This window comes from Streptomyces sp. NPDC104381, assembly GCF_055583745.1.
In genome coordinates this window covers 186,926-208,257 of the sequence record NZ_JBVJNK010000007.1, presented here as the reverse complement: position 1 = coordinate 208,257, position 21,332 = coordinate 186,926, and the positions used below count along the sequence as shown (strand labels likewise).

The following is a 21,332-nucleotide window of genomic DNA, read 5'->3' as shown; positions in this document are numbered from 1 at the left end:
GCCGCCCCGCGCCAGTAGTGTCGGGGGGTGAGCAGAGCTGTGAAGAACGCCAGGCTGACCGCCGGCGACGTCGAATTGACCGTTGACCCCGTCCATGGCTGCCGGATCAGCAGCCTGCGGATCGGGGGCACCGAACTGCTGCGCCAGGGCGAGCGGTACGGCTGCTTCCCCATGGTGCCGTGGTGCGGCCGCACCGAGAACGGCCTCTTCCGCAATGGCGGCGAGCCGCACCAGCTGCCGCTGAACTCCCCGCCGCACGCCATCCACGGCACCGGCCGCGACGCCTCCTGGTCGCCGGCCCGGCAGAGCGATTCCGAGGCGGCCTTCTTCTACGACCTGGCCGACCCATGGCCGTACCAGGGCCGGGTGACGCAGTCCTTCGAGCTGACCGAGGACTCGCTGACGCTCAGCCTCGGCATCGAGACGTACGGGGACTCGTTCCCGGCGCAGGCCGGGTGGCATCCCTGGTTCCTCCGGAACCTCGGCGGCCAGGACGCGAGGATCGCCTTCGACGCGGCCTGGCAGGAGGAGCGGGGCGACAACCACCTCCCGACCGGCCGGAGGATCGACCCCCGGCCCGGCCCGTGGGACGACTGCTTCGGGATGCCCGACGGTGTCGACGTGAAGCTGACCTGGCCCGAGCAGCTGGAGCTGACGGTCAGGAGCCGGGACGAGTGGGTGGTGATCTACGACGAGCAGGACGAGGCGGTCTGCGTGGAGCCGCAGTCCGGACCGCCGAACGGGCTCAACACGACCCCCCGGCTGGTCACCCCGATCGAGCCCCTGGAGATCACCTCGACCTGGAGCTGGGCGCGGCTCTGACCGCAGGTGGCAGCCTTTACCCTCATTGACATGACTGACGTACGCGCTGAGCTGCTCCAGCAGATCAAGGACAAGGCCGTGGTGCACGGCAAGGTGACCCTCTCCTCGGGTCTGGAAGCCGACTGGTACATCGACCTGCGCCGGATCACGCTGGACGGCAAGGCCGCGCCGCAGGTCGGTCAGGTGATGCTGGACGCCACCGCCGAGCTGGACTACGACTGCGTCGGCGGTCTGACGCTGGGCGCCGACCCGGTGGCCACGTCGATGCTGCACGCCTCGGCGGCGCGCGGGAAGAGCCTGGACGCGTTCGTCGTCCGTAAGGCCCAGAAGGCCCACGGGATGCAGCGCCGCATCGAGGGCACCGACGTCAAGGGGCGGCGCTGCCTCGTCGTCGAGGACACCTCGACGACCGGTGGTTCGCCGCTGACCGCGGTCGAGGCGGTGCGCGAGGCGGGCGGCGAGGTCGTGGCCGTCGCCGTGATCGTGGAGCGCGGTGCCGCTCCGGCGATCGCCGAGGCCGGTCTGCCGTACGTCCACGCCTACACCGTGGCAGACCTCGACCTGGGCTGAACCTGGCCTGACCTGCTGCTTCATCGAGGCGCTGCCCGTTTCACGTGAAACGGGCAGCGCCTTCTCGATGGGCAGCGTGGACCCGGAGCGAGAGTCTGGGAAGATAAGGGCGACGATGACGTCGCCCCCAGGTCAGGGACCAAGCACTGCACACCCGCACATCCCAAGGAGCGGACAGATGCCCATCGCAACCCCCGAGGTCTACGCCGAGATGCTCGACCGGGCGAAGGCAGGCAAGTTCGCCTACCCGGCCATCAATGTGACGTCGACCCAGACCCTGCACGCTGCACTGCGCGGCTTCGCGGAGGCGGAGAGCGACGGCATCGTCCAGATCTCCACCGGTGGTGCCGAATTCCTGGGCGGCCAGTACAACAAGGACATGGTGACGGGCGCCGTAGCCCTCGCCGAGTTCGCGCACATCGTCGCCGCCAAGTACGACATCACGGTCGCGCTGCACACCGACCACTGCCCCAAGGACAAGCTGGACGGTTACGTACGTCCGCTGCTCGACGTCTCCGCGGAGCGCGTCGCCAAGGGTCTGAACCCGCTGTTCCAGTCGCACATGTGGGACGGCTCGGCCGAGACCCTCGCCGACAACCTGGCCATCGGCGAGGAGCTGCTGGCCAAGGCCGCCGCCGCCAAGATCATCCTTGAGGTCGAGATCACCCCGACCGGTGGCGAGGAGGACGGCGTCACGCACGAGATCAACGACGAGCTGTACACGACCGTCGACGACGCGCTGCGTACGGCCGAGGCGCTGGGCCTGGGCGAGAAGGGCCGCTACCTGCTGGCGGCGTCCTTCGGCAACGTCCACGGCGTCTACAAGCCGGGCAACGTCGTCCTGCGCCCGGAGCTCCTCAAGGACCTCCAGCAGGGTGTCGCCACCAAGTACGGCAAGCCGGCCGGCAGCCAGCCGTTCGACTTCGTCTTCCACGGTGGGTCGGGCTCCACGGCGGAGGAGATCGCCACCGCGCTGGAGAACGGCGTCGTGAAGATGAACCTCGACACGGACACGCAGTACGCGTTCACCCGGCCGATCGTGGACCACATGTTCCGTAACTACGACGGTGTGCTGAAGGTCGACGGCGAGGTCGGCAACAAGAAGGTCTACGACCCGCGCAGCTGGGGCAAGTCCGCTGAGGCGGGGATGGCTGTGCGTGTGACTGAGGCCTGTGCGAATCTGCGGTCGGCTGGTACGAAGCTGAAGTAATCGCGGGTTTTCGCGGTTGCGGTGGGTCCGGTCTCCTTCGGGGGGCCGGGCTCTTCGTGGTTTCGGGGCGGGTCGTGGGGTGCGGGCGGCGCCGTGGGGGTGGGCCGTTGCGCGGGGCTTGTCCCCTACCCGCCCCTTCCCGAAACCGGGGCTCCGCCCCGGACCCCGCTCCTCAAACGCCGGAGGGGCTGGATTATTGGGGCTTCGCCCCGGCCCCGGACCCTGCTCCTCAAACGCCGGAGGGGCTGGATTATTGGGGCTTCGCCCCGGCCCCGGACCCTGCTCCTCAAACGCCGGAGGGGCTGAGGGGTGGGCCGGAGTGTGGTGGGGGCGGGGGGTTCGGCGGGTTCCCGATGGACTCCTTGTGGCTCAGCGGTGATGCTGCTCGTATGACTGATGTCGACGGGGGCGAAGGCGGGATCCGGGTGGCCTCGCCGGTGGGGCGGTGGGTCGTCCTGACCACCGTGCTCGGGTCCAGCATGGCTCTGCTCGACTCCACCGTCATCAATGTGGCCCTGCCCCGCATCGGTGAGGACCTCGGCACCGATCTGGCCGCCCTGCAATGGACCGTCAACGCCTACATGCTCACCCTCGCGGGGCTGATCCTGCTCGGGGGTGCGCTCGGGGACCGGTTCGGGCGGCGGCGGGTGTTCGTCGTCGGGGTGGTCTGGTTCGCCCTGGCCTCGCTGCTGTGCGGGATCGCGCCGAACGCGGGGGTGCTGGTCGTCGCGCGGGCGCTGCAGGGGGCCGGAGGTGCCCTGCTCACCCCCGGTTCGCTGGCGATCATCCAGGCGAGCTTCCACCCCGACGACCGGGCCCGCGCCGTGGGGCTCTGGTCAGGGCTGGGCGGGGTCGGGGCGGCGGTCGGGCCGTTCCTCGGCGGGTGGCTGGTGGACGGACCCGGCTGGCGGTGGGTGTTCCTGCTCAATCTGCCGCTCGCCGCGATCTGTGTACCCGTGGCCCTGCGCCATGTGCCGGAGTCCCGGGACCCGGACGCCCACGGCCGGTTCGACGTCCTCGGCGCCGCCCTCGCCGCGCTGGCGCTCGCGCTGGTCACGTACGCGCTGATCGAGGTGCCCGAGCAGGGCGCGTCCGTCATGGTGATCGGCGCCGCGCTCGGCGGTGTGGTCCTCGGCACGGCCTTCGTGCGGCTGGAGCGCCGCCGGGAGGACCCCATGGTGCCGCCGTCGATCTTCGCGTCACGGCAGTTCACGGCCGTCAACATCGTCACGTTCTGTGTGTACGCGGCCCTCGGCGGGTTCTTCTTCCTGTCCGCGATCCAGCTCCAGGTGGTCGCCGGGTTCTCGGCGCTCGGCGCGGGCACCGCGCTCCTGCCCACGACGGTGCTGATGCTGCTCTTCTCCGCCTCCGCCGGTGACCTCGGACGGCGTATCGGACCGCGGATCCCGCTCACCGTCGGCCCCCTGCTGGCCGCCGCCGGGATGCTCCTGATGCTGCGGGTCGGCCCCGGGGCCTCGTATCCGCTGGACGTCCTGCCCGCGGTGCTGGTGCTGGGCCTCGGCATGGTCACCCTCGTGGCCCCTCTCACCGCCTCGGTCCTGGCGGCCGTGGACACCGGCCGGGCGGGGCTCGCCAGCGGCATCAACAACGCGGCGGCCCGCGCCGCCGGGCTCCTCGCGGTGGCGGCGCTCCCGCTGCTGGCCGGAATGGGCCCGGAGGCGTACCGCGACGCGGGTGAGTTCGCCTCCACGTTCCGGCGGGCGATGCCGATGTGCGCCGGTCTGCTGGTGGTGGGTTCGGTGATCGCCTTCCGGTCCGTACGGAAGGTTCCGGAGGCCGGACGTCGGGCGCGGCCCGAGTGCACGATGCACTGCGGCGTCACCGCCCCGCCCTTGGAGCCCGAAGCTCCGCCCAGGCACACTTGAGCCATGTCCATCCACGAGAACCTGCTCGGGGGCCCTCCCCCGACCCACCTGCCCGACGACCCGGAGCCGCGCGAACTGCTCGCCGGCGGCACGGCGCCCGCCGATGTCGCGGCGAAGTACCCCACGTCGTCGCTGGCCTGGGCACAGCTCGCCGACGAGGCGTTCGAGGGCGGCCGGGTCGTCGAGTCGTACGCGTACGCGCGCACCGGCTACCACCGCGGCCTCGACGCCCTGCGCCGCGCGGGCTGGAAGGGCCACGGCCCCGTCCCGTTCGAGCACGAGCCGAACCGCGGCTTCCTGCGCGCCCTGCACGCCCTCGCCCGGGCCGCGCAGGCCATCGGCGAGCAGGAGGAGTACGAGCGCTGCTCGTCCTTCCTGCGGGACTCCTCGCAGACCGCCGCCGACATCCTGGGCTGAGGCGGGCACTCCTCCACCGGGGCCCCGCGGGCAGCCGCTCGCGGGGCCCCGGCGCGTCCTCCGGAAGGCCGTTAGGATGCCGAGCAGGGGACCGGAGCTCCACCACCCTCGGAGGAAGGGGCGGACCGCTACCCGGAAGCTCGTGTCGAGGAGACAGAAATGTCGACGAACCACCCCGACCCCGAAGCCACCGGTGCGGAGACCCCGCACCTGGACTTCGCGGGAACGACCCCGTACGAGGACTACGTCCAGGCGGACGTCCTGACCCACCTCCAGCATCTGCGCTCGGACGATCCCGGCGAGATGGTCTTCCTGGTCACCACCCAGGTCATGGAGCTGTGGTTCACGGTCATCGTCCATGAGTGGGAGACGGCGGCGCACGCCCTGCGCGAGGACCGCATACCGGTCGCCCGGGACGCCCTGAAGCGGTCGCTGCGGGAGCTGGAGGCGCTGAACGCCTCCTGGAAGCCGCTCGCCGGCCTGACCCCCGCCCAGTTCAACTCCTACCGAGGATCCCTCGGCGAGGGATCCGGCTTCCAGTCGGCGATGTACCGCCGGATGGAGTTCCTGCTGGGCGACAAGTCCGCCTCCATGCTCGTGCCCCACCGGGGCGCGCCCCGCGTCCACGCCGAGCTGGAGAAGGCGCTCCACGAGCCCGGACTGTACGACGAGACGCTCGCCCTGCTCGCCCGGCGCGGGTACGCCGTGCCGCAGTCGGTGCTGGAGCGGGACCTCTCGCAGAAGTACGAGCCGTCCCCCGCGGTCGAGGCCGTCTGGGCGGAGATCTACGCCGACGCCGACCAGAACGCCGAGCTCGTACGGCTGGGCGAGGTGCTCACCGACGTCGGCGAGCTGGTGTGGCGCTGGCGCAACGACCATCTGACCGCGACCCGCCGGGCGATGGGCTCGAAGACCGGCACCGGCGGGTCCGCCGGGGTCGCCTGGCTGGAGAAGCGGGCCACCAAGAGCGTGTTCCCCGAGCTGTGGACGGCGCGTAGCCATGTCTGACTTCAAGGAGCGCGCCGAGGCGCTCGACACCGCCGACGGACTGGCCGCCCTGCGCGAGCTGTTCACCCTCGACGACACCGTCTACCTCGACGGCAACTCGCTGGGGGCGCTGCCCCGCCACGTGCCCGCCCGGATGCAGGACGTCATCGCCCGTCAGTGGGGCTCGCTGCGCATCCGCTCCTGGGACGAGAGCGGCTGGTGGACCGCGCCCGAGCGGATCGGCGACCGCATCGCCCCGCTGGTCGGGGCGGCCGCCGGGCAGATCGTGGTGGGCGACTCCACCAGCGTGAACGTCTTCAAGGCGGTCGTCGCCGCGACCCGTCTCGCGGGCGACGGGCGTGACGAGATCCTGGTCGACGCGGCGACCTTCCCCACCGACGGGTACATCGCCGCGTCGGCGGCCCGGATGACCGGTCACCGTGTCGTCCCGGTGGCACCGGCCGACGTACCGGCCGCCCTCGGCCCCCGTACGGCCGCCGTCCTCCTGAACCACGTGGACTACCGCTCGGGCAGGCTCCACGGCCTGCCCGGTCTCACCGCCGCGGTCCACGGCGCGGGGGCCCTCGCCGTCTGGGACCTGTGCCACAGTGCGGGCGCCCTGCCGGTGGGCCTCGACGAGCACGGGGTCGACCTGGCCGTCGGCTGTACGTACAAGTACCTCAACGGCGGGCCCGGTTCGCCGGCCTACCTGTACGTCGCCGGACTCCACCAGGAGGCCTTCGACTCGCCCCTGCCCGGCTGGACCTCGCACGCCGACCCGTTCGCGATGACCCCCGGATACACCCCCGCGGAAGGGTCCGTACGGGGCAGGGTCGGCACCCCGGACATCCTGTCCATGCTGGCCCTGGAGGCGTCGCTGGACGTCTGGGACGGGGTGTCGGTGGACGCCGTGCGCGCCAAGTCCCTGGCGCTGACGGACTTCTTCCTGGAGTGCGTCGCCGCGTACGTCCCCGAGGGCCGGGTCACCCCGGTCACCCCCGCCGCACACGCGGAACGCGGCAGCCAGGTCTCGCTGCGCTGCGAGAACGCGGACGCGACGGAGCGGGTGATGGGCGCGCTCATCGAGCGCGGTGTGGTCGGCGACCTGCGCCGCCCGGACATCCTGCGCTTCGGTTTCACCCCGCTGTACGTCGGCTTCGCCGACGCTGAGCGGGCGGCGCGGATCCTCGCCGAGGTGCTGGCGGTCTGAGGAAGGCCGTCGGGTGACGGCCCGTCATGACCCCTCCGCCGCCGTGCGGGCCCACACTCCGGGCCCGTGCGGTGGCGGTCCGCCTTCCTGGTACCGTCCCCGCAGGTCGGTCCAGTTGGGCACGGGCCCAGGACGGTTGGAGCAGCATGTCGGATTCTGCCGCGCGCGAGCGTGACGCCGCCGAGACCGAGTCGGCGCTCAAGCACCCGGTGGTCGCCCCCGACGGGTCCGCGGCCTACGGGAGCCACCCCGACCAGGTGATCGACTTCTTCGCGCCGAGGGACGGCCGCACCGGTGTGCCTCTCGTGGTCCTGCTGCACGGCGGGGCCTGGCGGGCGCCGTACGACCGGCAGCACGTGTCGCCGTTCGCGGACTTCCTCGCGCGGCGCGGCTTCGCGGTCGCCAGCGTCGAGTACCGGCGCGGCGGGGAGATCCCGCAGCAGGGCGCGGCCGGCCCCGTCGCGGGCCGCTGGCCCGAGACCTTCGACGACGTGGCGGCCGCGATGGACGCGCTTCCGGAGCTCGCGGCCCGGGAGCTGCCGGGCGCCGATCTGCGCAAGACCGTGGTCACCGGGCACTCGGCGGGCGGGCAGCTCGCCCTGTGGGCGGCCGCGCGGCATGTGCTCCCCGAGGGGTCGCCGTGGCGGCTGCCCGCCGCTCCGCCGCTGCGCGGGGTGGTCGCGCTGGCGCCGATCGGTGACTTCGCGAGCGCCGTGGAGCTGGATGTCTGCTCCGGCGCACTGCACCAGCTGCTGGGCGGGAAGGGCGACTTCGAGGCGCGGAGCGCGCATGTCGATCCGGCGCTGCTGCTGCCGACCGGGATCGCGACGGCCGTCGTGCAGGGCGCGGACGACATCACCGTCCCGCAGGCCGTGACGGAGGCGTTCGTGGAGGCCGCGGCGAAGGCCGGCGAGATGGTGGGGCTGACCCTGCTGGACGGAGTGGGGCACTTCCCGCTGATCGACCCGTCGGCGGACGCCTGCGCCGTGGTGGCCGAGGAGATCGCCCAGCTGGCCTGGTAGTACTTGCGACGGACGGCGAAGGATCCGTATCACTGCTGACGACCGGGGGCACGGCCGCGCCTACCGTGTAAGCGTGACCGAGACGAAGACACGAAGCCCGGAGCACCGGGTGGCCGCCGGGGCGATAGAAGGCCTGCGGCAGGACCTGTTCCAGAACGTGCTCGACTACCGCCCGCTGAGCCCGCTGGGCACGGACGGGCCGGTGATCCGGCGCCTGCCGAAGAGTTTCAGGAAGGGCGTCGTCTGGTTCCCCCACGCGGTGGTGGGCGCGGTCGCGCTGATCTCGCTGATGGAGGGCGTCTTCTCGGCGAACACCTACTCCCCGTTCGGGATAGCCACCGTCATCACCGCCTTCCTGCCGTCCGCGGCGCTGATGATGACGCTGGTCCGCCCCGTCCTCGCGTTCTGGGTGTCGATCGCGCTCACCCCTCTGGTGGCGGTGACGGGCAGCGACTGGCCGTGGGGGCCGAGCGCCTTCGCCTGCCACCTGGGCGTGCTGGTCGTGGTCGCGGCGAGGACCCGGCCGCGTACCGCCGCCTGGATGTGGCTGATCACGCTGCTCGCCGGGGGCATCCTGGGGAACTTCGCCGCGCCCTACTCCTCCAGCACCCAGCCCATGGCCGTCGTCTCCGCGCTGGCCCTGCTCCTCGTCGCCCTGGTGCAGGTGCGCCGTGACGCCCAGCGGGAGGTGACCGTGCAGCGCACCGTCACCGCCGTGGAACGCGACCGGCGCACGCTGCTGGAGGAGCGCACCACGATCGCCCGTGAGCTGCACGACGTGGTCGCCCACCACATGTCGGTCGTGGCCATCCAGGCCGAGGCCGCCCCGTACCGGGTGGAGAATCCGCCGCCCGAGCTGGAGCAGGCGTTCGTCACCATCCGCGAGAACGCCGTCGCCGCGCTCACCGAGCTGCGCCGGGTCCTCGGCGTCGTACGGGCGGAGGACTACGAGGCGCCGGACGCCCCGCAGCCCACCCTCGCCGAGATCGACCGGCTGCTGGACAACGTCCGGGAGACGGGTCTGGAGACGGAGAAGACCGTCACCGGGGCGGTGCGGGAGCTTCCGCAGGGGGTCGAGCTGTCGGCGTACCGGATCGTCCAGGAGGCGCTGAGCAACACGCTCCGGCACGCGCCGGGCGCGGCCGCCAGGGTGGAGCTCGGCTATGTGCTGGGCGGACTCGGGGTACGCGTCGTGAACGGCCCCGCGCGGGGGCTCGTCAAGCCGTCGCCGGGTGCCGGGCACGGGATCACGGGGATGCGGGAGCGGGTCGCGATGCTCAACGGGGAGATGACGGCCGGGTCGACGGAGGACGGCGGGTACGAGGTCGCCGTGTACCTGCCCGTACCGGCGCAGCGCTCCGAGGCGGAGGACGGTGAGGGCGCGTGACCGAGTCGCCCATCCGGGTCCTGATCGTCGACGACCAGATGATGGTCCGCGAGGGTTTCTCCGTCCTGCTCAACGCGATGCCGGGCATCGAGGTCGTCGGCGAGGCCGTCGACGGCCGGCAGGCCGTCGCGCAGGTCGCCGCGCTCCGGCCCGACGTGGTCCTGATGGACATCCGCATGCCGGAGCTCAACGGCATCGAGGCCACCCGGCAGATCGTCGCCGCCGACGCGGACGCCAAGGTCCTCGTCCTGACCACGTTCGATCTCGACGAGTACGTGTACCAGGCGCTGCGGGCCGGGGCCTCCGGCTTCCTGCTGAAGGACGCCTCGGCACGGCAGCTCGCCGAGGGCGTACGGGTGGTGGCGTCCGGCGAGGCGCTGCTCGCGCCGACGGTGACCCGGCGGCTGATCACCGAGTTCTCGAAGATCGCCGAGGCGCCGCGGCCGCCCGCCATGTCCAGGATCGGTGACCTCACCGAGCGGGAGACGGAGGTGCTCGTGCTGATCGCCCAGGGACTGTCGAACCTGGAGATCGCCTCGCACCTGGTGGTCGCCGAGTCGACCATCAAGACCCACGTCAGCCGCATCCTGGTGAAGCTGGGGCTGCGGGACCGGACCCAGGCGGCCGTGTTCGCGTACGAGGCGAGGCTCGTCACGCCCGGGTAGCGTCTGCTCATGCACGTGTCCTTCGACCCCTGGTCCCCGGCGTTCGTCGCCGACCCCTATCCCGCCTACGCCGCGCTGCGCGCCACCGGCCGGGCGCACTGGTTCGAGCCGACGCGGCAGTGGCTCGTCCCGCACTACTCCGATGTGTCCGGGCTGCTGCGCGACCGGCGGCTGGGGCGGACCTACCTGCACCGCTTCAGCCACGACGAGTTCGGTGTCAGCGCGCCGCCCGCCGCCCACGAGCCGTTCCACACGCTCAACGGGCACGGGATCCTCGACCTGGAGGCCCCCGACCACACCCGGATCCGGCGGCTCGTCGCCAAGGCGTTCACGCCCCGGCGGGTCGAGGCGCTCGCCCCGACCGTGGAGCGGCTGGCCGCCGGGCTCGTCGACGACTTCGTCGAGGCGGGCGGCGGCGATCTGCTGACGGCGGTCGCCGAGCCGCTGCCGGTGGCCGTCATCGCGGAGATGCTCGGTGTCCCGGAGGCCGACCGGGCGCTGCTGCGGCCGTGGTCGGCGGCGATCTGCGGGATGTTCGAGCTGAACCCGCCGGAGGACACCGCGCGGGCCGCCGTCCAGGCGTCCGTCGAGTTCTCCGCCTATCTGCGGGAGCTGATCACCGCACGGCGCGCGGACCCGGGGACGGACCTGATCTCCGGGCTCATCGCCGCCCATGACGACGAGGACCGGCTGACGGAGCAGGAGATCGTCTCCACCTGTGTGCTGCTGCTCAACGCGGGGCACGAGGCGACCGTCAACGCCACCGCCAACAGCTGGTGGATGCTCTTCCGGCACCCAGAGCAGCTGGCCACCCTCCGGGCCGACCACGGTCTGCTGCCCACCGCGGTGGAGGAACTGCTGCGCTACGACACCCCGGTGCCCATGTTCGCGCGGTGGGTCCTGGACGACATCGAGATCGACGGCACCGTCATCCCGCGCGGGGCGCAGGTCGCGCTGCTCTTCGCGTCGGCCAACCGCGACCCCGAGCGCTTCGCCGACGCGGAGACGCTGGACCTGTCCCGGCGGGACAACCCCCACATCTCGTTCGGCGCGGGCATCCACTACTGCCTGGGAGCCCCGCTGGCCCGCCTCGAACTCATGGCCTCCTTCGGCGAGTTGCTGCGCCGGGCGCCCGGGATGCGGCTGGCGGCGGAGCCGGAGTGGAAGCCGGGTTACGTGATCCGGGGGCTGCGGGAGCTACAGGTGGAGGTATGAGCCGAGGGACCGTACGTGTGCGGGGTCCGGCTGGTCGCCCCAGACGTACAGTCCCCCCGCGTACAGGAGGAGGGCGGCCACGGCCGCCGTCGCGGCGATCGTGACCAGGCTGCCGCGGCCCACGCGCCTTCGCAGGACACGGACCGCCAGCAGCCAGACGGCGACCGGGAGCACGCCCGCGACGAGGACGACGAGGGGGAGCTCCGTCCACAGGACGGAGATGTCCTCGCCCTCCCCCTCGAAGCCGCCGCCCATGTGGATGCCGGTGCGCCGGGACGAACTCCACACGGCGAGGGCGACGACGGCCGAGAGGATGGCCGGGACCCACGCGGCCTTCGCCGGGTTCTCCTGGGTGTCCTTCTGTTCCATGCGCATCAGGACGTGGTCCCGGCCGTGCCCGGTTCCCCTACTTGCAGTCCAGATCACGGCGCCGGAAGCCCGCGAGGCCGAGCCACAGCAGCCCCGCCGCGACCAGGGTGAGGACGGCCGGCGGCGTCCAGTTCATCTCCGCGGACGGCAGTGGGGGCACATGGCCGAAGGGTGAGACGTTCTTCGTCCAGTCGGGGAACTGGAGCAGCGGGCCCAGATAGCCGGCCACGAACGCGTACACCGGGACCACCCACGCGGCCTGGGCCGCCCGCGGCAGATGGCCGAACAGGACCGCGGCGACCCCGGCGGTGACCCACAGCGCCGGTGCGTAGGCCAGCGCCGCGCCCGTCAGCGACAGCACCAGGCCGGAGTCGCCGGCCGAGGCCGCCCCGGCGACGCCGATGCCGAGCCCGGCGAGGAGCAGCAGGAGCGTGCCGCCCGCCAGCGCGACGGCGAGATGGCTGCCCGCCCACCGGACACGGGACAGCCCGGTCGCCAGGAGGGGTTCGGCGCGGCCCGCGTTCTCCTCGGCCCGGGGGCGCAGGGCGGCCATCACGACGTACACGGAGGCGACGACGGCGAGGACCACCATCACCATGGAGGCGAAGGACTCGGCCGTCGTCCCGCCGGTCCTGCGGAGCGCGTCCTGGATCGGGTCGATGTCCTTCAGCATGTCGTCGGCCTGGCCGAGGATCGACCCGTACATCGCCCCCATCAGGAGTACGCCCGCCCCGAAACCGGCCAGCATCGAGCGGTGGAGCCGCAGCGCGAAGCCCAGCGGCCGGGTCAGCGCGCCGGAGGCGACCGGGCTGCCGGCCCTGGCGGCCCGGAGGCCCGCGCCCACGTCGCGCTTGGTCGACAGGACGAAGCCCGCACCGGCGCAGAGCGAGGCGAACACCAGGCAGAGCAGCAGGGGCCACCAGCGGTTGTCCACATAGACGTACGTCCGCTGGACCCAGCCGATGGGGGAGAGCCAGGAGAGCGCGTCGTCGCCGGCCGCGTCCCCCGCCGCCCGCAGCACATAGGCGAGGCCGACGACGGCGAGGGCCGTGCCGGAGGCGCCCCGGGTCTGGGCGGTGAACTGCGCGGTCACCGCGGCGACGCAGGCGAAGGCGATGCCCACGGCGGCGTTGGAGGCCCCGTAGAGCAGCGAGCCTTCCGCGCCGAGTCCGATCGCTCCGAGGCCGACGGCCAGGAGCAGGGCGAGGACGAGGTTGGCGAGCACCGCGACCGACAGGGCGGCGGCGAGCTGGGCGTGCCGTCCGACGACGGTGGAGCGGACCAGCTCGGCGCGGTTGGTCTCCTCCTCGTCGCGGGTGTGCCGGGTGACGGTCAGGATGCTCATGAGGGCGACCAGCACGGCCATGAAGCCGAGCATCTGGTGGCCCGTCATCGCCCCGAAGCCGTACGCGTCGAGGTAGTGGCGGGGGCCGGTCATGGCGAGTCCGGCCGGGCTGTCCATCGTCGCGGCGACGGAGGCGCGGTCCTCCGGACCGGCGTACAGCGTGCGGTAGTTGGCTGCGGTGGAGAGCGTGCAGAGGAACAGGGCGAGGACCCATACCGGGAGCCGCACGCGGTCCCGCCGCAGGCCGAAGACGAACAGGGTGCGGGCGCCGGCCAGCACCCCGGCGTCGGACACGGCGCGGGTGGGCGCGGGCGCCCTGGTGGCGGTGGTCGCGGCGCTCATCGCGCGTCCCCGTGGCCGGCGAGCGCGTCCCCGTGGCCGTTGGCGGCGAGCTCGTCGCCGTAGTGGCGGAGCATCAGCTCCTCCAGGGTCGGCGGATGGCTGATCAGGCTGCGTACGCCGAATCCGGCGAGCTCACGCACGGCGGTGCCGAGGTGGCCGCCGTCGACGGCGAACCGCACCCGGCCCCCGTCGCCGTCGGCGGTGACCTCCACGGAGTGCACACCGGGCAGCCGGTCGAGCCCGGCGGCGGGCCGGTCCGTCTCGGCCTCGACGGTCGTACGCGTCAGATGCCGCAGCTCGCTCAGCGACCCGGACTGCACGGTCCTGCCGAGCCGGATGATGCTGACCCGGTCGGCGAGCTTCTCCACCTGGGCCAGGATGTGGCTGGAGAGGAGCACGGTCCTGCCGGCGGCCTTCGCCTCCAGGATCACGTCCTGGAAGACGACCTCCATGAGGGGGTCGAGCCCGGCGGTCGGCTCGTCCAGGAGCAGCAGCTCCGCGTCGGAGGCCAGCGCGGCGACGATGGCGACCTTCTGCCGGTTGCCCTTCGAGTAGGCGCGGCCCTTCTTCGTCGGGTCGAGGCCGAAGCGCTCGGTCAGCTCGTCGCGGCGCCGCTTGTCGGCCCCGCCGCGCAGCCGCGAGAGCAGGTCGATGGCCTCGCCGCCGGTGAGCCCCGGCCACAGTTCGACGTCGCCGGGTACGTAGGCCAGGCGCCGGTGCAGCTCCACGGCGTCGTGCCACGGGTCCTTCCCGAGCAGCTGCGCCGCGCCCGAATCGGCCCGGAGCAGGCCCAGCAGGACCCGGATGGTGGTGGACTTCCCGGCGCCGTTGGGCCCGAGGAAGCCATGGACCTCGCCCGCTTCCACGGTGAGGTCGAGTCCGTCCAGTGCGTGTGTCCGTCCGAACGACTTGTGCAGTCCGGACACGGTGATCGCCTTCGTCATGTTTCTGAACGTACGCGAGTTTCACAAAATTGTGAAGTTAAGGAAGCGTATAAAGTTGGACCGTGATCGGAGCAGAGGAGGCGTCGGAGGCCATGACCAGCGGGACCGGGGAATCCGGGAGGACGGGCGAGGACGCGGGCGCCGGGCGGGACGAGGAGGCGGTGTCGCGCTTCGTCGAGCGCTTCGCGGCCGAGATGACGGAGGCGGGGATGCAGCGGATGGCCGCGCGCGTCTTCGCGGCACTCCTCGCGGACGACGACGGCTCGATGACCTCGGCGGACCTCGGCCGGCAGCTGCGGATCAGCCCGGCCGCCGTGTCGGGGGCGATCAACTACCTCACCCAGGTCAGCATGGTCGGCCGCGAACGCGACCCCGGCTCACGCCGCGACCGCTACCGCCTGCACGACGAGATCTGGTACGCCACCTTCGCCAACCGGGACCAGGTGCTGACCCGCTGGGAGCGCACGCTGAAGGACGGCGCACGCTCCCTCGGCGAGGACACCCCGGCGGGCGCGCGCCTCGCCGAGACGGCGGAGTTCTTCGAGTTCATGCAGGCGGAGCTGGTCGGCGTCCTGGACCGGTGGCACCAGCGCCGCACCTCCGCGGGGTGAACCCGCGGCGGCCGGGCCTCAGGCGCCGGCCGCCGGGAGCACCAGCCCCCAGGCATCCGCGTGCACGGTCCAGGTGCGGGTCCGCACGGGACCCGCGACCTGTATGTCCGCGCGGTAGCGGAAGTCAGGTCCGGAGACCGTGACCGCCTTGGCCTCCGCCGCGTGCGTCCCGCCGGACGACGTGTGGACGACCACGTCGGCCAGCCCGCCGTCGCCCTGCGCGGTCACCGAGACGCCTTCCAGCGGCCGGTCCAGGTCGTTCAGCAGGACCCCGTCCGCCTCGACCCTCAGCCGGTGGGCCCGGGAGGGGCCGGAGGGCGAGGGCGGGGCGGGGCGGACCAGCGACGCCACCAGGGTGCGGCAGGTGTCCCACACCGTGGGGGGCTGGCCCGGCGTGGGCCAGGCCGCCGGGATGCGCAGCTCGCCGAGGACCACCCCGTCGCTGTCGTCGACGAGCAGGTCGAGCTTGCGCGCCGCCCCGTCGAGCGCGGTGCGGGCCGCCGCGACCGCGCCCCTGGGCACGCCGAGCGCGTGGGCCAGTTCCAGCGTGTGCGCCGCGCCGACCGGGATCAGCGAGAGCGCGCTGTCGGCCAGCTCCCGCTCCCGGTGGAGCTGGGACACCGCCCGCAGCAGCGCGTGGTCGTCGCCGACGACGACCGGACGCCTGGAGCCCCGCCGGTGCAGGGCTCTGGCGAATTCGTCGGGGCCGTCCGGAAGGCAGATCTTGGCCTGCGCGCCGGCGCCCAGCACATCCTTCGCGATGCGCACGGACTCGCCGTCGTAGCGGCGGGCAAGGGGGTCGATGAGCACGAGTAGCTGGTGGTCGCCGTCGCCGGGGGGCTCTGCAGCCGACACCTCGGTCCTTCCTCGGGTAGCATCTTGGTGCAAGAGCCCCTTGCGCTATTGCGCCAGGGGCTTCGTCTATTCCGGGGCACCCGGTTCGACGGCTCAGGCATTGCCGTACATCGTCGTACGGCAGGTACGACCTTTACGTACGCCCCCTGACCTTGGACATGCCCCGCCCGGAAGGGGTGTACGCCTGTGCCCGCACTTGTGCTGCTCGGTGCTCAGTGGGGTGACGAGGGCAAGGGGAAGGCCACCGACCTCCTCGGTGGATCCGTTGACTATGTGGTGCGTTACCAGGGCGGCAACAATGCCGGCCACACGGTCGTCGTAGGCGACCAGAAGTACGCACTGCATCTCCTCCCCTCCGGAATCCTGTCGCCGGGGTGTACTCCGGTCATCGGGAACGGTGTCGTCGTCGACCCGGCGGTCCTGCTCTCCGAGCTGAGCGGTCTGAACGAGCGAGGCGTCGACACGTCCAAGCTCCTGATCAGCGGCAACGCTCATTTGATCACTCCGTACAACGTCACCGTCGACAAGGTGACGGAACGCTTCCTCGGGAAGCGCAAGATCGGTACGACCGGGCGCGGCATCGGCCCGACGTACGCCGACAAGATCAACCGGGTCGGCATCCGCGTCCAGGACCTCTACGACGAGTCGATCCTGGAGCAGAAGGTCGAGGCGGCCCTGGAGCAGAAGAACCAGCTCCTGGCGAAGGTCTTCAACCGGCGCGCGATCGAGTCCGGCAAGATCGTGGAGGAGATGCTCCAGTACGCGGAGCAGATCAAGCCGTACGTCGCCGACACGACGCTGATCCTGAACAACGCCATCGACGACGGCAAGGTCGTCCTCTTCGAGGGCGGCCAGGGCACCCTGCTGGACGTCGACCACGGCACGTACCCCTTCGTCACCTCGTCGAACCCGACCGCGGGCGGCGCCTGCACCGGTTCCGGCGTGGGCCCGACGAAGATCAGCCGGGTCATCGGCATCCTCAAGGCCTACACCACCCGCGTCGGCGCCGGACCCTTCCCGACCGAACTTCTCGACGAGGACGGCGAGGCGCTGCGCAGGATCGGTGGCGAGCGCGGTGTCACCACCGGCCGTGACCGCCGCTGCGGCTGGTTCGACGCCCCGATCGCGCGGTACGCGACCCGGGTCAACGGCCTCACCGACTTCTTCCTCACCAAGCTGGACGTGCTGACCGGCTGGGAGCAGATCCCGGTGTGCGTGGCGTACGAGATCGACGGCAAGCGCGTCGAGGAGCTCCCGTACAGCCAGACCGACTTCCACCACGCGAAGCCGGTCTACGAGATGCTGCCGGGCTGGTCCGAGGACATCACGAAGGCCAAGACCTTCTCCGACCTGCCGAAGAACGCGCAGGCGTACGTGAAGGCGCTGGAGGAGATGTCCGGCGCCCCGATCTCCGCGATCGGTGTCGGCCCCGGCCGGACCGAGACCATCGAGATCAACTCCTTCCTGTAGGAGATCACGACGGAGCGGCCGGACCTTCCCCCCGTGGAAGGTCCGGCCGCTCCGTCGTTGCGGGCGGGGCGGGCGCGTCAGGGCAGCTGCCGGAGGAACGCGACCACGAACAGCGCCCCGGCCGCGCAGCAGACGAGCACCGCCGGCACCACCCAGCGGGGCCTGCGCTCCCCGCGCAGCGGCGCCGTCAGCCGCTCGTGCAGACCGGTGATCCCGTACAGCGCGGCGACCGCGGCCACGGCGCAGGGGGCGGCGACGGCGAAGTGCGCGAGCCAGGCGCCCGCCCTGCCCGGGCCGCCCCAGGAGTGGTCGTAGGGGCCCCGGTCCACGAGCCCGTAGAACAGCCCGCGGGCCACGGCCAGCAGGAGCACGCCGGCCAGGACCAGGGAGAGCGCGCCCAGCAGCACGGTCGCCAGGGCGTGCCCGGCCATGCGTACGGCCCCCGGGCGCGGCGCGCCCGGGCCCGCCTCCACCCGCAGCAGGGAGCGCGCGGACCGGCCGCGTCCCACGGCGGACACGGCGAACGCGGCTGCCCCCAGGGGCAGCAGGGTGACCGCGTCCCGGGCCCGGCGGGCGACGCGGCGGGCGGGTGCGGACGGGGAGTGGCGCGGGTGTGAGGTGCTCATGGGCGCGGATGCTAGGAGCGGGCCCGGGCGCACGGCCAGATACCGGGGTGCTGTCCTCGCCCCCTACCTGAGTACGGGTGGGTCCTCCCCGCAGAGCCGCATGCCCTTCGGGGTGGCGCAGGGCAGGTGACCGCTGGTCCGCATGATCTCCTCGCCGTAGTCGTCCACGTAGTTGAGGAAGCCGGCCACCAGGGAGTCGGCGGGCGGCGACCCGTAGGTGTAGGCGTACTCGATCTCCCGGTACGGGTAGCTGGTGGTGCCGATCGTGTCGACGGAGGGGACGGTGCCGTCGATGGCGGTCCGGTGCGCCCCCTCGGGCACCTCGCCGTTGCGCAGCTCGGTGTAGCCGATCGCGCCGTCCAGCCGGGCGACCTCGGCCAGGACCTGGTCCGTGCCGTCGAGTTCGCAGCGGAGGACCGGGGCGTCGGCGTAGTCCTTGGTGGTGCAGTCGCGCGAGGACGTGGCGGGCTCGCTGCCGTTCAGGACGCGGCGCTGGAACACCTCACGGGTCCCGGAGTTGGCGTCCCGGCTGACCAGCCTGATCTCCAGGTCGGGGCCGCCCCCGATCTCGTTCCAGTTGCGGATGTCGCCGCGGTAGATCCGTCCGATCCGGTCGAGGGAGAGATCGGTGACCGGCACCGTGTCGTTGACGACGAGGGAGAACAGCGAGATCGCGACCCGCTTCTCGTGCAGCTCGGTGAGCGCGGCGGGCCTGGGGCCGTCGGAGAAGGCGATCATGGCGGGCGAACCGGCCGGCCCCGCCTTGCCGCCCAGCGCGTCGAGCTTCCGCACCCCGGCGTTGCTGCCATGGATGTCCAGGGCGATCTCCGCACCCTCGCACTCGTCCTCGTACGCCCGCTTCAGCTCCTCCAGGACGGGCTTGAACGCCGTGGACCCGGTGACGGTGAGGGTGCCCCGGGCGCAGGCCATCGGCGGCGGGGAGTCGTCCCGTACGACGATGATGCCCGCGAGCGCGACGACGCAGGCGGTGAGCGCCACGGTGACGCTCCTGGCGGCCGGTCCGAACAGCGGGGGCTTCTCGTCGGGGCGGGCGGCCTTGTTCCGCGCCACCACACCGTCCCGGATGCCCCCGGTGACCTTGATCGGTCCGCCCACGTGCGAACCGGTGAGCAGGACCAGGAGCTTGAAGTGCTCGTTGCGGTTGAGCGGGACGCGGGGCAGCCGGATGAACGAGCCGTGGTGCCGCATCCCGGCGGCCGGGGTGAAGTGGTCCATCAGATGGTCGGCGTCCGGCGAATGGGTCACGGCGATGCCGCGGACCGTGCGTCCGGTGAACTCGGCCGTGAGTCCGTTGAGTTCACCGCGTCCGGTGTAGTCCTCGTCGCCGATCGACTGCGATCCGTCGTTCTCGATGCGCAGCAGGACCAGCGTGGCGTCGGCCATGTCCGGGGTCTCGTTGAAGAGGCCCAGCCGCACATTGGCCCGGCCCTCGCTGACCTCGCTGCCGATCGGGGTGTCCATCTGCACGCGGTAGCCGATGCGCTTGCGGCGTGGGACGCGGCGTTCGTACCAGAGCACGCCCGCCGACGTCAGGACGCCCAGGACGGCGGTGAGGACGGCGATGACGTTCTCGGGGCTGAACCACTCCATGGTCCTGGCGCTCCCTCGGGGGTGCGGTGTGCCGGATGGCGTCACGGTACGGCCGGGGGGCGTGGGGAGGGGGAGCCTCCGGATTCCTTCCGGTGAAGTTCGCCTCGCGTTCAATATGCCTGCGCGGCAAGGGAGTTGAGCAGCGGACGAAGAACGGGTGAGTTCTGGTCTAGACCTTGACAGGTCCAGACCATCGGCGCTTGAGTGGCCTCAACCCCCCATGGCGGCGCTCGCCCGGTGCGGGCGCCGCGCCCGAAGGAGAGTTCACGTGGCCAAACGTGTCATGAGCCTGATCGCCGCGCTGGGCGCGGTCATCGCGACGTTCGTCTTCCTCCCCGCCTCCACCGCGTCGGCCGCCGCGTGCGCCCCGGCCTGGAACGCCTCCTCGGTCTACACGGGCGGCGGCTCGGCCTCGTACCAGGGGCACAACTGGACCGCGAAGTGGTGGACCCAGAACGAGCGGCCCGGCGCGGCCGACGTCTGGGCCGACCAGGGCAGCTGCGGCGGCGGTACGGACCCGGGGGTGCCGGACCCCTCGGGCTTCCTGGTGAGCGAGGCCCAGTTCAACCAGATGTTCCCGAACCGGAATTCGTTCTACACCTACAGCGGTCTCACGGCGGCCCTGAGCGCCTACCCCGGGTTCGCCAACACCGGCAGTGACACGGTCAAGAAGCAGGAGGCGGCGGCGTTCCTCGCCAACGTCAGCCACGAGACCGGCGGCCTGGTCCACATCGTGGAGCAGAACACCGCCAACTACCCGCACTACTGCGACACCAGCCAGTCCTACGGCTGCCCGGCCGGCCAGGCCGCCTACTACGGCCGCGGCCCGATCCAGCTCAGCTGGAACTTCAACTACAAGGCCGCCGGTGACGCGCTCGGCATCGACCTCCTCGGCAACCCCTGGCAGGTCGAGCAGAACGCGTCCGTGGCCTGGAAGACCGGCCTCTGGTACTGGAACACCCAGAGCGGCCCCGGCACCATGACCCCGCACAACGCCATCGTCAACGGCGCCGGCTTCGGCGAGACGATCCGCTCGATCAACGGCAGCATCGAGTGCAACGGCGGCAACCCCGGGCAGGTCCAGAGCCGCATCAACACCTACCAGGCGTTCGTCCAGATCCTCGGAACCACACCCGGCTCGAACCTGAGCTGCTGAACCCGGCCCCACCCCGGGGGAGAAGGGGGCGCGTACGGCTGCGGCCGGACGCGCCCCCGATTCGTGTCCCGGGGCGGTGGGTTGGCAGGATCAGGCGCCATGGACACGGAAAACCCCGGCACTCCTCCCGCGACCACCGAGGCACGCCTCGCCCTGATCGACAGCGTCCTCGCCCTGCCCTTCCCACCGGGGGAGGAGAGCGAGGACAACGGCGTACGCAGCAGCGGCCCCGGACACCACCTGCTGATCCTGCGGGCGAGCCAGGACTTCTGGGACGACCGGTCGCCCGAGGTCGTCGAACCCGCCGAGCAGGAGATCGAGACGGAGTTCAGCGTGCTGGCGACCGCGCTGAGCGAGCGGTGGGGCGAGCCGGGGACCGTCGACCTCTGGCCCTATCTGGAGGGCGACGACGACGGTACGGGCGAGGACGTCGCCCCGGAGCCCATGGGGCAGCTCTGCCAGCTGGCGGGCAGCATGCAGGTCTGGCGGGTGCCCGGGGGCACGCGCTGGCTCGGCCTCGCCGTGGGGCAGGCCGATCCGGAGTTCCCCATCTGGCTGCTGGCCGCCGTCGGGGAAGCCGCGACGCTCCCGGCGGGCTGAGCCGCACCGGGG

21 protein-coding genes are annotated in these 21,332 nt (G+C 72.1%); 15 read left to right on the top strand and 6 right to left on the bottom strand.

The annotated features are described in order from the left end of the window. Positions 1–27 precede the first annotated feature (27 nt). From ACZ607_RS25260 to ACZ607_RS25210, 11 genes are all read left to right on the top strand, one after another. On the top strand, positions 28–822 hold the full coding sequence (locus ACZ607_RS25260) for an aldose epimerase family protein (RefSeq protein ID WP_469738062.1): 795 nt from the start codon (positions 28–30) through the stop codon (positions 820–822). A 30-nt stretch (positions 823–852) separates the two neighbouring features. After that, positions 853–1,392: an orotate phosphoribosyltransferase gene (gene pyrE / locus ACZ607_RS25255; protein ID WP_099173446.1), complete on the top strand. Its 540-nt coding sequence runs from the start codon at positions 853–855 to the stop codon at positions 1,390–1,392. A gap of 178 nt (positions 1,393–1,570) precedes the next feature. After that, entirely contained in the window at positions 1,571–2,602 is a 1,032-nt protein-coding gene (gene fbaA / locus ACZ607_RS25250; protein ID WP_469738059.1) for a class II fructose-bisphosphate aldolase, read from the top strand. Between the two features lie 389 nt (positions 2,603–2,991). Beyond that, on the top strand, positions 2,992–4,488 hold the full coding sequence (locus ACZ607_RS25245; RefSeq protein ID WP_469738057.1) for a DHA2 family efflux MFS transporter permease subunit: 1,497 nt from the start codon (positions 2,992–2,994) through the stop codon (positions 4,486–4,488). A 3-nt stretch (positions 4,489–4,491) separates the two neighbouring features. Beyond that, positions 4,492–4,905, top strand: coding sequence for a DUF3151 domain-containing protein (locus ACZ607_RS25240; protein ID WP_469738055.1), 414 nt, complete (start codon positions 4,492–4,494; stop codon positions 4,903–4,905). Between the two features lie 159 nt (positions 4,906–5,064). Beyond that, positions 5,065–5,913, top strand: a complete 849-nt coding sequence (locus tag ACZ607_RS25235; RefSeq protein ID WP_099173451.1) for a tryptophan 2,3-dioxygenase family protein — start codon at positions 5,065–5,067, stop codon at positions 5,911–5,913. After that, complete coding sequence (kynU, locus tag ACZ607_RS25230) at positions 5,906–7,102, top strand: kynureninase (protein WP_469738053.1); 1,197 nt, start codon at positions 5,906–5,908, stop codon at positions 7,100–7,102. Before ACZ607_RS25235 ends, kynU begins: the two co-directional genes overlap by 8 nt. Before the next feature lie 146 nt (positions 7,103–7,248). Continuing rightward, complete coding sequence (locus ACZ607_RS25225; protein WP_469738052.1) at positions 7,249–8,124, top strand: alpha/beta hydrolase; 876 nt, start codon at positions 7,249–7,251, stop codon at positions 8,122–8,124. Between the two features lie 73 nt (positions 8,125–8,197). Next, positions 8,198–9,511 carry a sensor histidine kinase gene (locus ACZ607_RS25220; protein ID WP_469738050.1) on the top strand — a complete coding sequence of 438 codons (1,314 nt, stop codon included), beginning with the start codon at positions 8,198–8,200 and terminating at the stop codon, positions 9,509–9,511. After that, positions 9,508–10,176: a response regulator gene (locus ACZ607_RS25215; protein WP_469738049.1), complete on the top strand. Its 669-nt coding sequence runs from the start codon at positions 9,508–9,510 to the stop codon at positions 10,174–10,176. Before ACZ607_RS25220 ends, ACZ607_RS25215 begins: the two co-directional genes overlap by 4 nt. A 9-nt stretch (positions 10,177–10,185) precedes the next feature. After that, the gene (locus tag ACZ607_RS25210; RefSeq protein WP_469738047.1) at positions 10,186–11,391 is read left to right on the top strand and encodes a cytochrome P450; all 1,206 of its coding nucleotides are present in this window, start codon (positions 10,186–10,188) and stop codon (positions 11,389–11,391) included. On the opposite strand, the gene ACZ607_RS25205 is transcribed toward ACZ607_RS25210, so the two are convergent. The 3 genes from ACZ607_RS25205 to ACZ607_RS25195 are packed head-to-tail and all read right to left on the bottom strand — an operon-like array spanning position 11,374 to position 14,391. After that, positions 11,374–11,766: a hypothetical protein gene (locus ACZ607_RS25205; protein WP_469738045.1), complete on the bottom strand. Its 393-nt coding sequence runs from the start codon at positions 11,764–11,766 to the stop codon at positions 11,374–11,376. The genes ACZ607_RS25210 and ACZ607_RS25205 overlap by 18 nt on opposite strands. A 31-nt stretch (positions 11,767–11,797) precedes the next feature. Further along, positions 11,798–13,447, bottom strand: coding sequence for an ABC transporter permease (locus tag ACZ607_RS25200; RefSeq protein WP_469738043.1), 1,650 nt, complete (start codon positions 13,445–13,447; stop codon positions 11,798–11,800). Next, the gene (locus ACZ607_RS25195; RefSeq protein ID WP_469738041.1) at positions 13,444–14,391 is read right to left on the bottom strand and encodes an ABC transporter ATP-binding protein; all 948 of its coding nucleotides are present in this window, start codon (positions 14,389–14,391) and stop codon (positions 13,444–13,446) included. Before ACZ607_RS25195 ends, ACZ607_RS25200 begins: the two co-directional genes overlap by 4 nt. A gap of 92 nt (positions 14,392–14,483) precedes the next feature. Between ACZ607_RS25195 and ACZ607_RS25190 the strand changes: the two genes are divergently transcribed. Continuing rightward, positions 14,484–15,002 (top strand): GbsR/MarR family transcriptional regulator, encoded by a 519-nt coding sequence (locus tag ACZ607_RS25190; RefSeq protein WP_469738545.1) that lies wholly within the window; start codon positions 14,484–14,486, stop codon positions 15,000–15,002. Between the two features lie 18 nt (positions 15,003–15,020). Here ACZ607_RS25190 and ACZ607_RS25185 read toward each other — a convergent pair whose 3' ends face one another. Beyond that, complete coding sequence (locus tag ACZ607_RS25185) at positions 15,021–15,857, bottom strand: diacylglycerol kinase family protein (RefSeq protein ID WP_469738039.1); 837 nt, start codon at positions 15,855–15,857, stop codon at positions 15,021–15,023. A gap of 186 nt (positions 15,858–16,043) precedes the next feature. Between ACZ607_RS25185 and ACZ607_RS25180 the strand changes: the two genes are divergently transcribed. Next, the gene (locus tag ACZ607_RS25180) at positions 16,044–17,327 is read left to right on the top strand and encodes an adenylosuccinate synthase (protein ID WP_107489917.1); all 1,284 of its coding nucleotides are present in this window, start codon (positions 16,044–16,046) and stop codon (positions 17,325–17,327) included. A gap of 77 nt (positions 17,328–17,404) precedes the next feature. On the opposite strand, the gene ACZ607_RS25175 is transcribed toward ACZ607_RS25180, so the two are convergent. Continuing rightward, positions 17,405–17,953 (bottom strand): hypothetical protein, encoded by a 549-nt coding sequence (locus ACZ607_RS25175; RefSeq protein WP_469738037.1) that lies wholly within the window; start codon positions 17,951–17,953, stop codon positions 17,405–17,407. Between the two features lie 63 nt (positions 17,954–18,016). Next, a complete protein-coding gene (locus ACZ607_RS25170) occupies positions 18,017–19,564 on the bottom strand; it encodes a substrate-binding domain-containing protein (RefSeq protein ID WP_469738035.1) in 1,548 nt (515 codons plus the stop codon). 268 nt (positions 19,565–19,832) lie between these two features. Between ACZ607_RS25170 and ACZ607_RS25165 the strand changes: the two genes are divergently transcribed. Both ACZ607_RS25165 and ACZ607_RS25160 read left to right on the top strand, forming a co-directional pair. Next, positions 19,833–20,720 carry a glycoside hydrolase family 19 protein gene (locus ACZ607_RS25165; RefSeq protein WP_469738033.1) on the top strand — a complete coding sequence of 296 codons (888 nt, stop codon included), beginning with the start codon at positions 19,833–19,835 and terminating at the stop codon, positions 20,718–20,720. 99 nt (positions 20,721–20,819) lie between these two features. After that, entirely contained in the window at positions 20,820–21,320 is a 501-nt protein-coding gene (locus ACZ607_RS25160) for a hypothetical protein (RefSeq protein ID WP_469738031.1), read from the top strand. Positions 21,321–21,332 lie beyond the last annotated feature (12 nt).

Bases quoted from the DNA above. Each gene is read 5' to 3' on its own strand.
- ACZ607_RS25210 (WP_469738047.1), top strand. From the start codon at position 10,186: ATGCACGTGTCCTTCGACCCCTGGTCCCCGGCGTTCGTCGCCGACCCC.
- ACZ607_RS25160 (WP_469738031.1), top strand. From the start codon at position 20,820: ATGGACACGGAAAACCCCGGCACTCCTCCCGCGACCACCGAGGCACGC.
- ACZ607_RS25225 (WP_469738052.1), top strand. From the start codon at position 7,249: ATGTCGGATTCTGCCGCGCGCGAGCGTGACGCCGCCGAGACCGAGTCG.
- kynU (WP_469738053.1), top strand. From the start codon at position 5,906: ATGTCTGACTTCAAGGAGCGCGCCGAGGCGCTCGACACCGCCGACGGA.
- ACZ607_RS25235 (WP_099173451.1), top strand. From the start codon at position 5,065: ATGTCGACGAACCACCCCGACCCCGAAGCCACCGGTGCGGAGACCCCG.
- ACZ607_RS25245 (WP_469738057.1), top strand. From the start codon at position 2,992: ATGACTGATGTCGACGGGGGCGAAGGCGGGATCCGGGTGGCCTCGCCG.
- ACZ607_RS25240 (WP_469738055.1), top strand. From the start codon at position 4,492: ATGTCCATCCACGAGAACCTGCTCGGGGGCCCTCCCCCGACCCACCTG.
- ACZ607_RS25170 (WP_469738035.1), bottom strand. From the start codon at position 19,564: ATGGAGTGGTTCAGCCCCGAGAACGTCATCGCCGTCCTCACCGCCGTC.
- pyrE (WP_099173446.1), top strand. From the start codon at position 853: ATGACTGACGTACGCGCTGAGCTGCTCCAGCAGATCAAGGACAAGGCC.
- ACZ607_RS25175 (WP_469738037.1), bottom strand. From the start codon at position 17,953: ATGAGCACCTCACACCCGCGCCACTCCCCGTCCGCACCCGCCCGCCGC.
- ACZ607_RS25195 (WP_469738041.1), bottom strand. From the start codon at position 14,391: ATGACGAAGGCGATCACCGTGTCCGGACTGCACAAGTCGTTCGGACGG.
- fbaA (WP_469738059.1), top strand. From the start codon at position 1,571: ATGCCCATCGCAACCCCCGAGGTCTACGCCGAGATGCTCGACCGGGCG.
- ACZ607_RS25205 (WP_469738045.1), bottom strand. From the start codon at position 11,766: ATGCGCATGGAACAGAAGGACACCCAGGAGAACCCGGCGAAGGCCGCG.
- ACZ607_RS25190 (WP_469738545.1), top strand. From the start codon at position 14,484: ATGACCAGCGGGACCGGGGAATCCGGGAGGACGGGCGAGGACGCGGGC.
- ACZ607_RS25200 (WP_469738043.1), bottom strand. From the start codon at position 13,447: ATGAGCGCCGCGACCACCGCCACCAGGGCGCCCGCGCCCACCCGCGCC.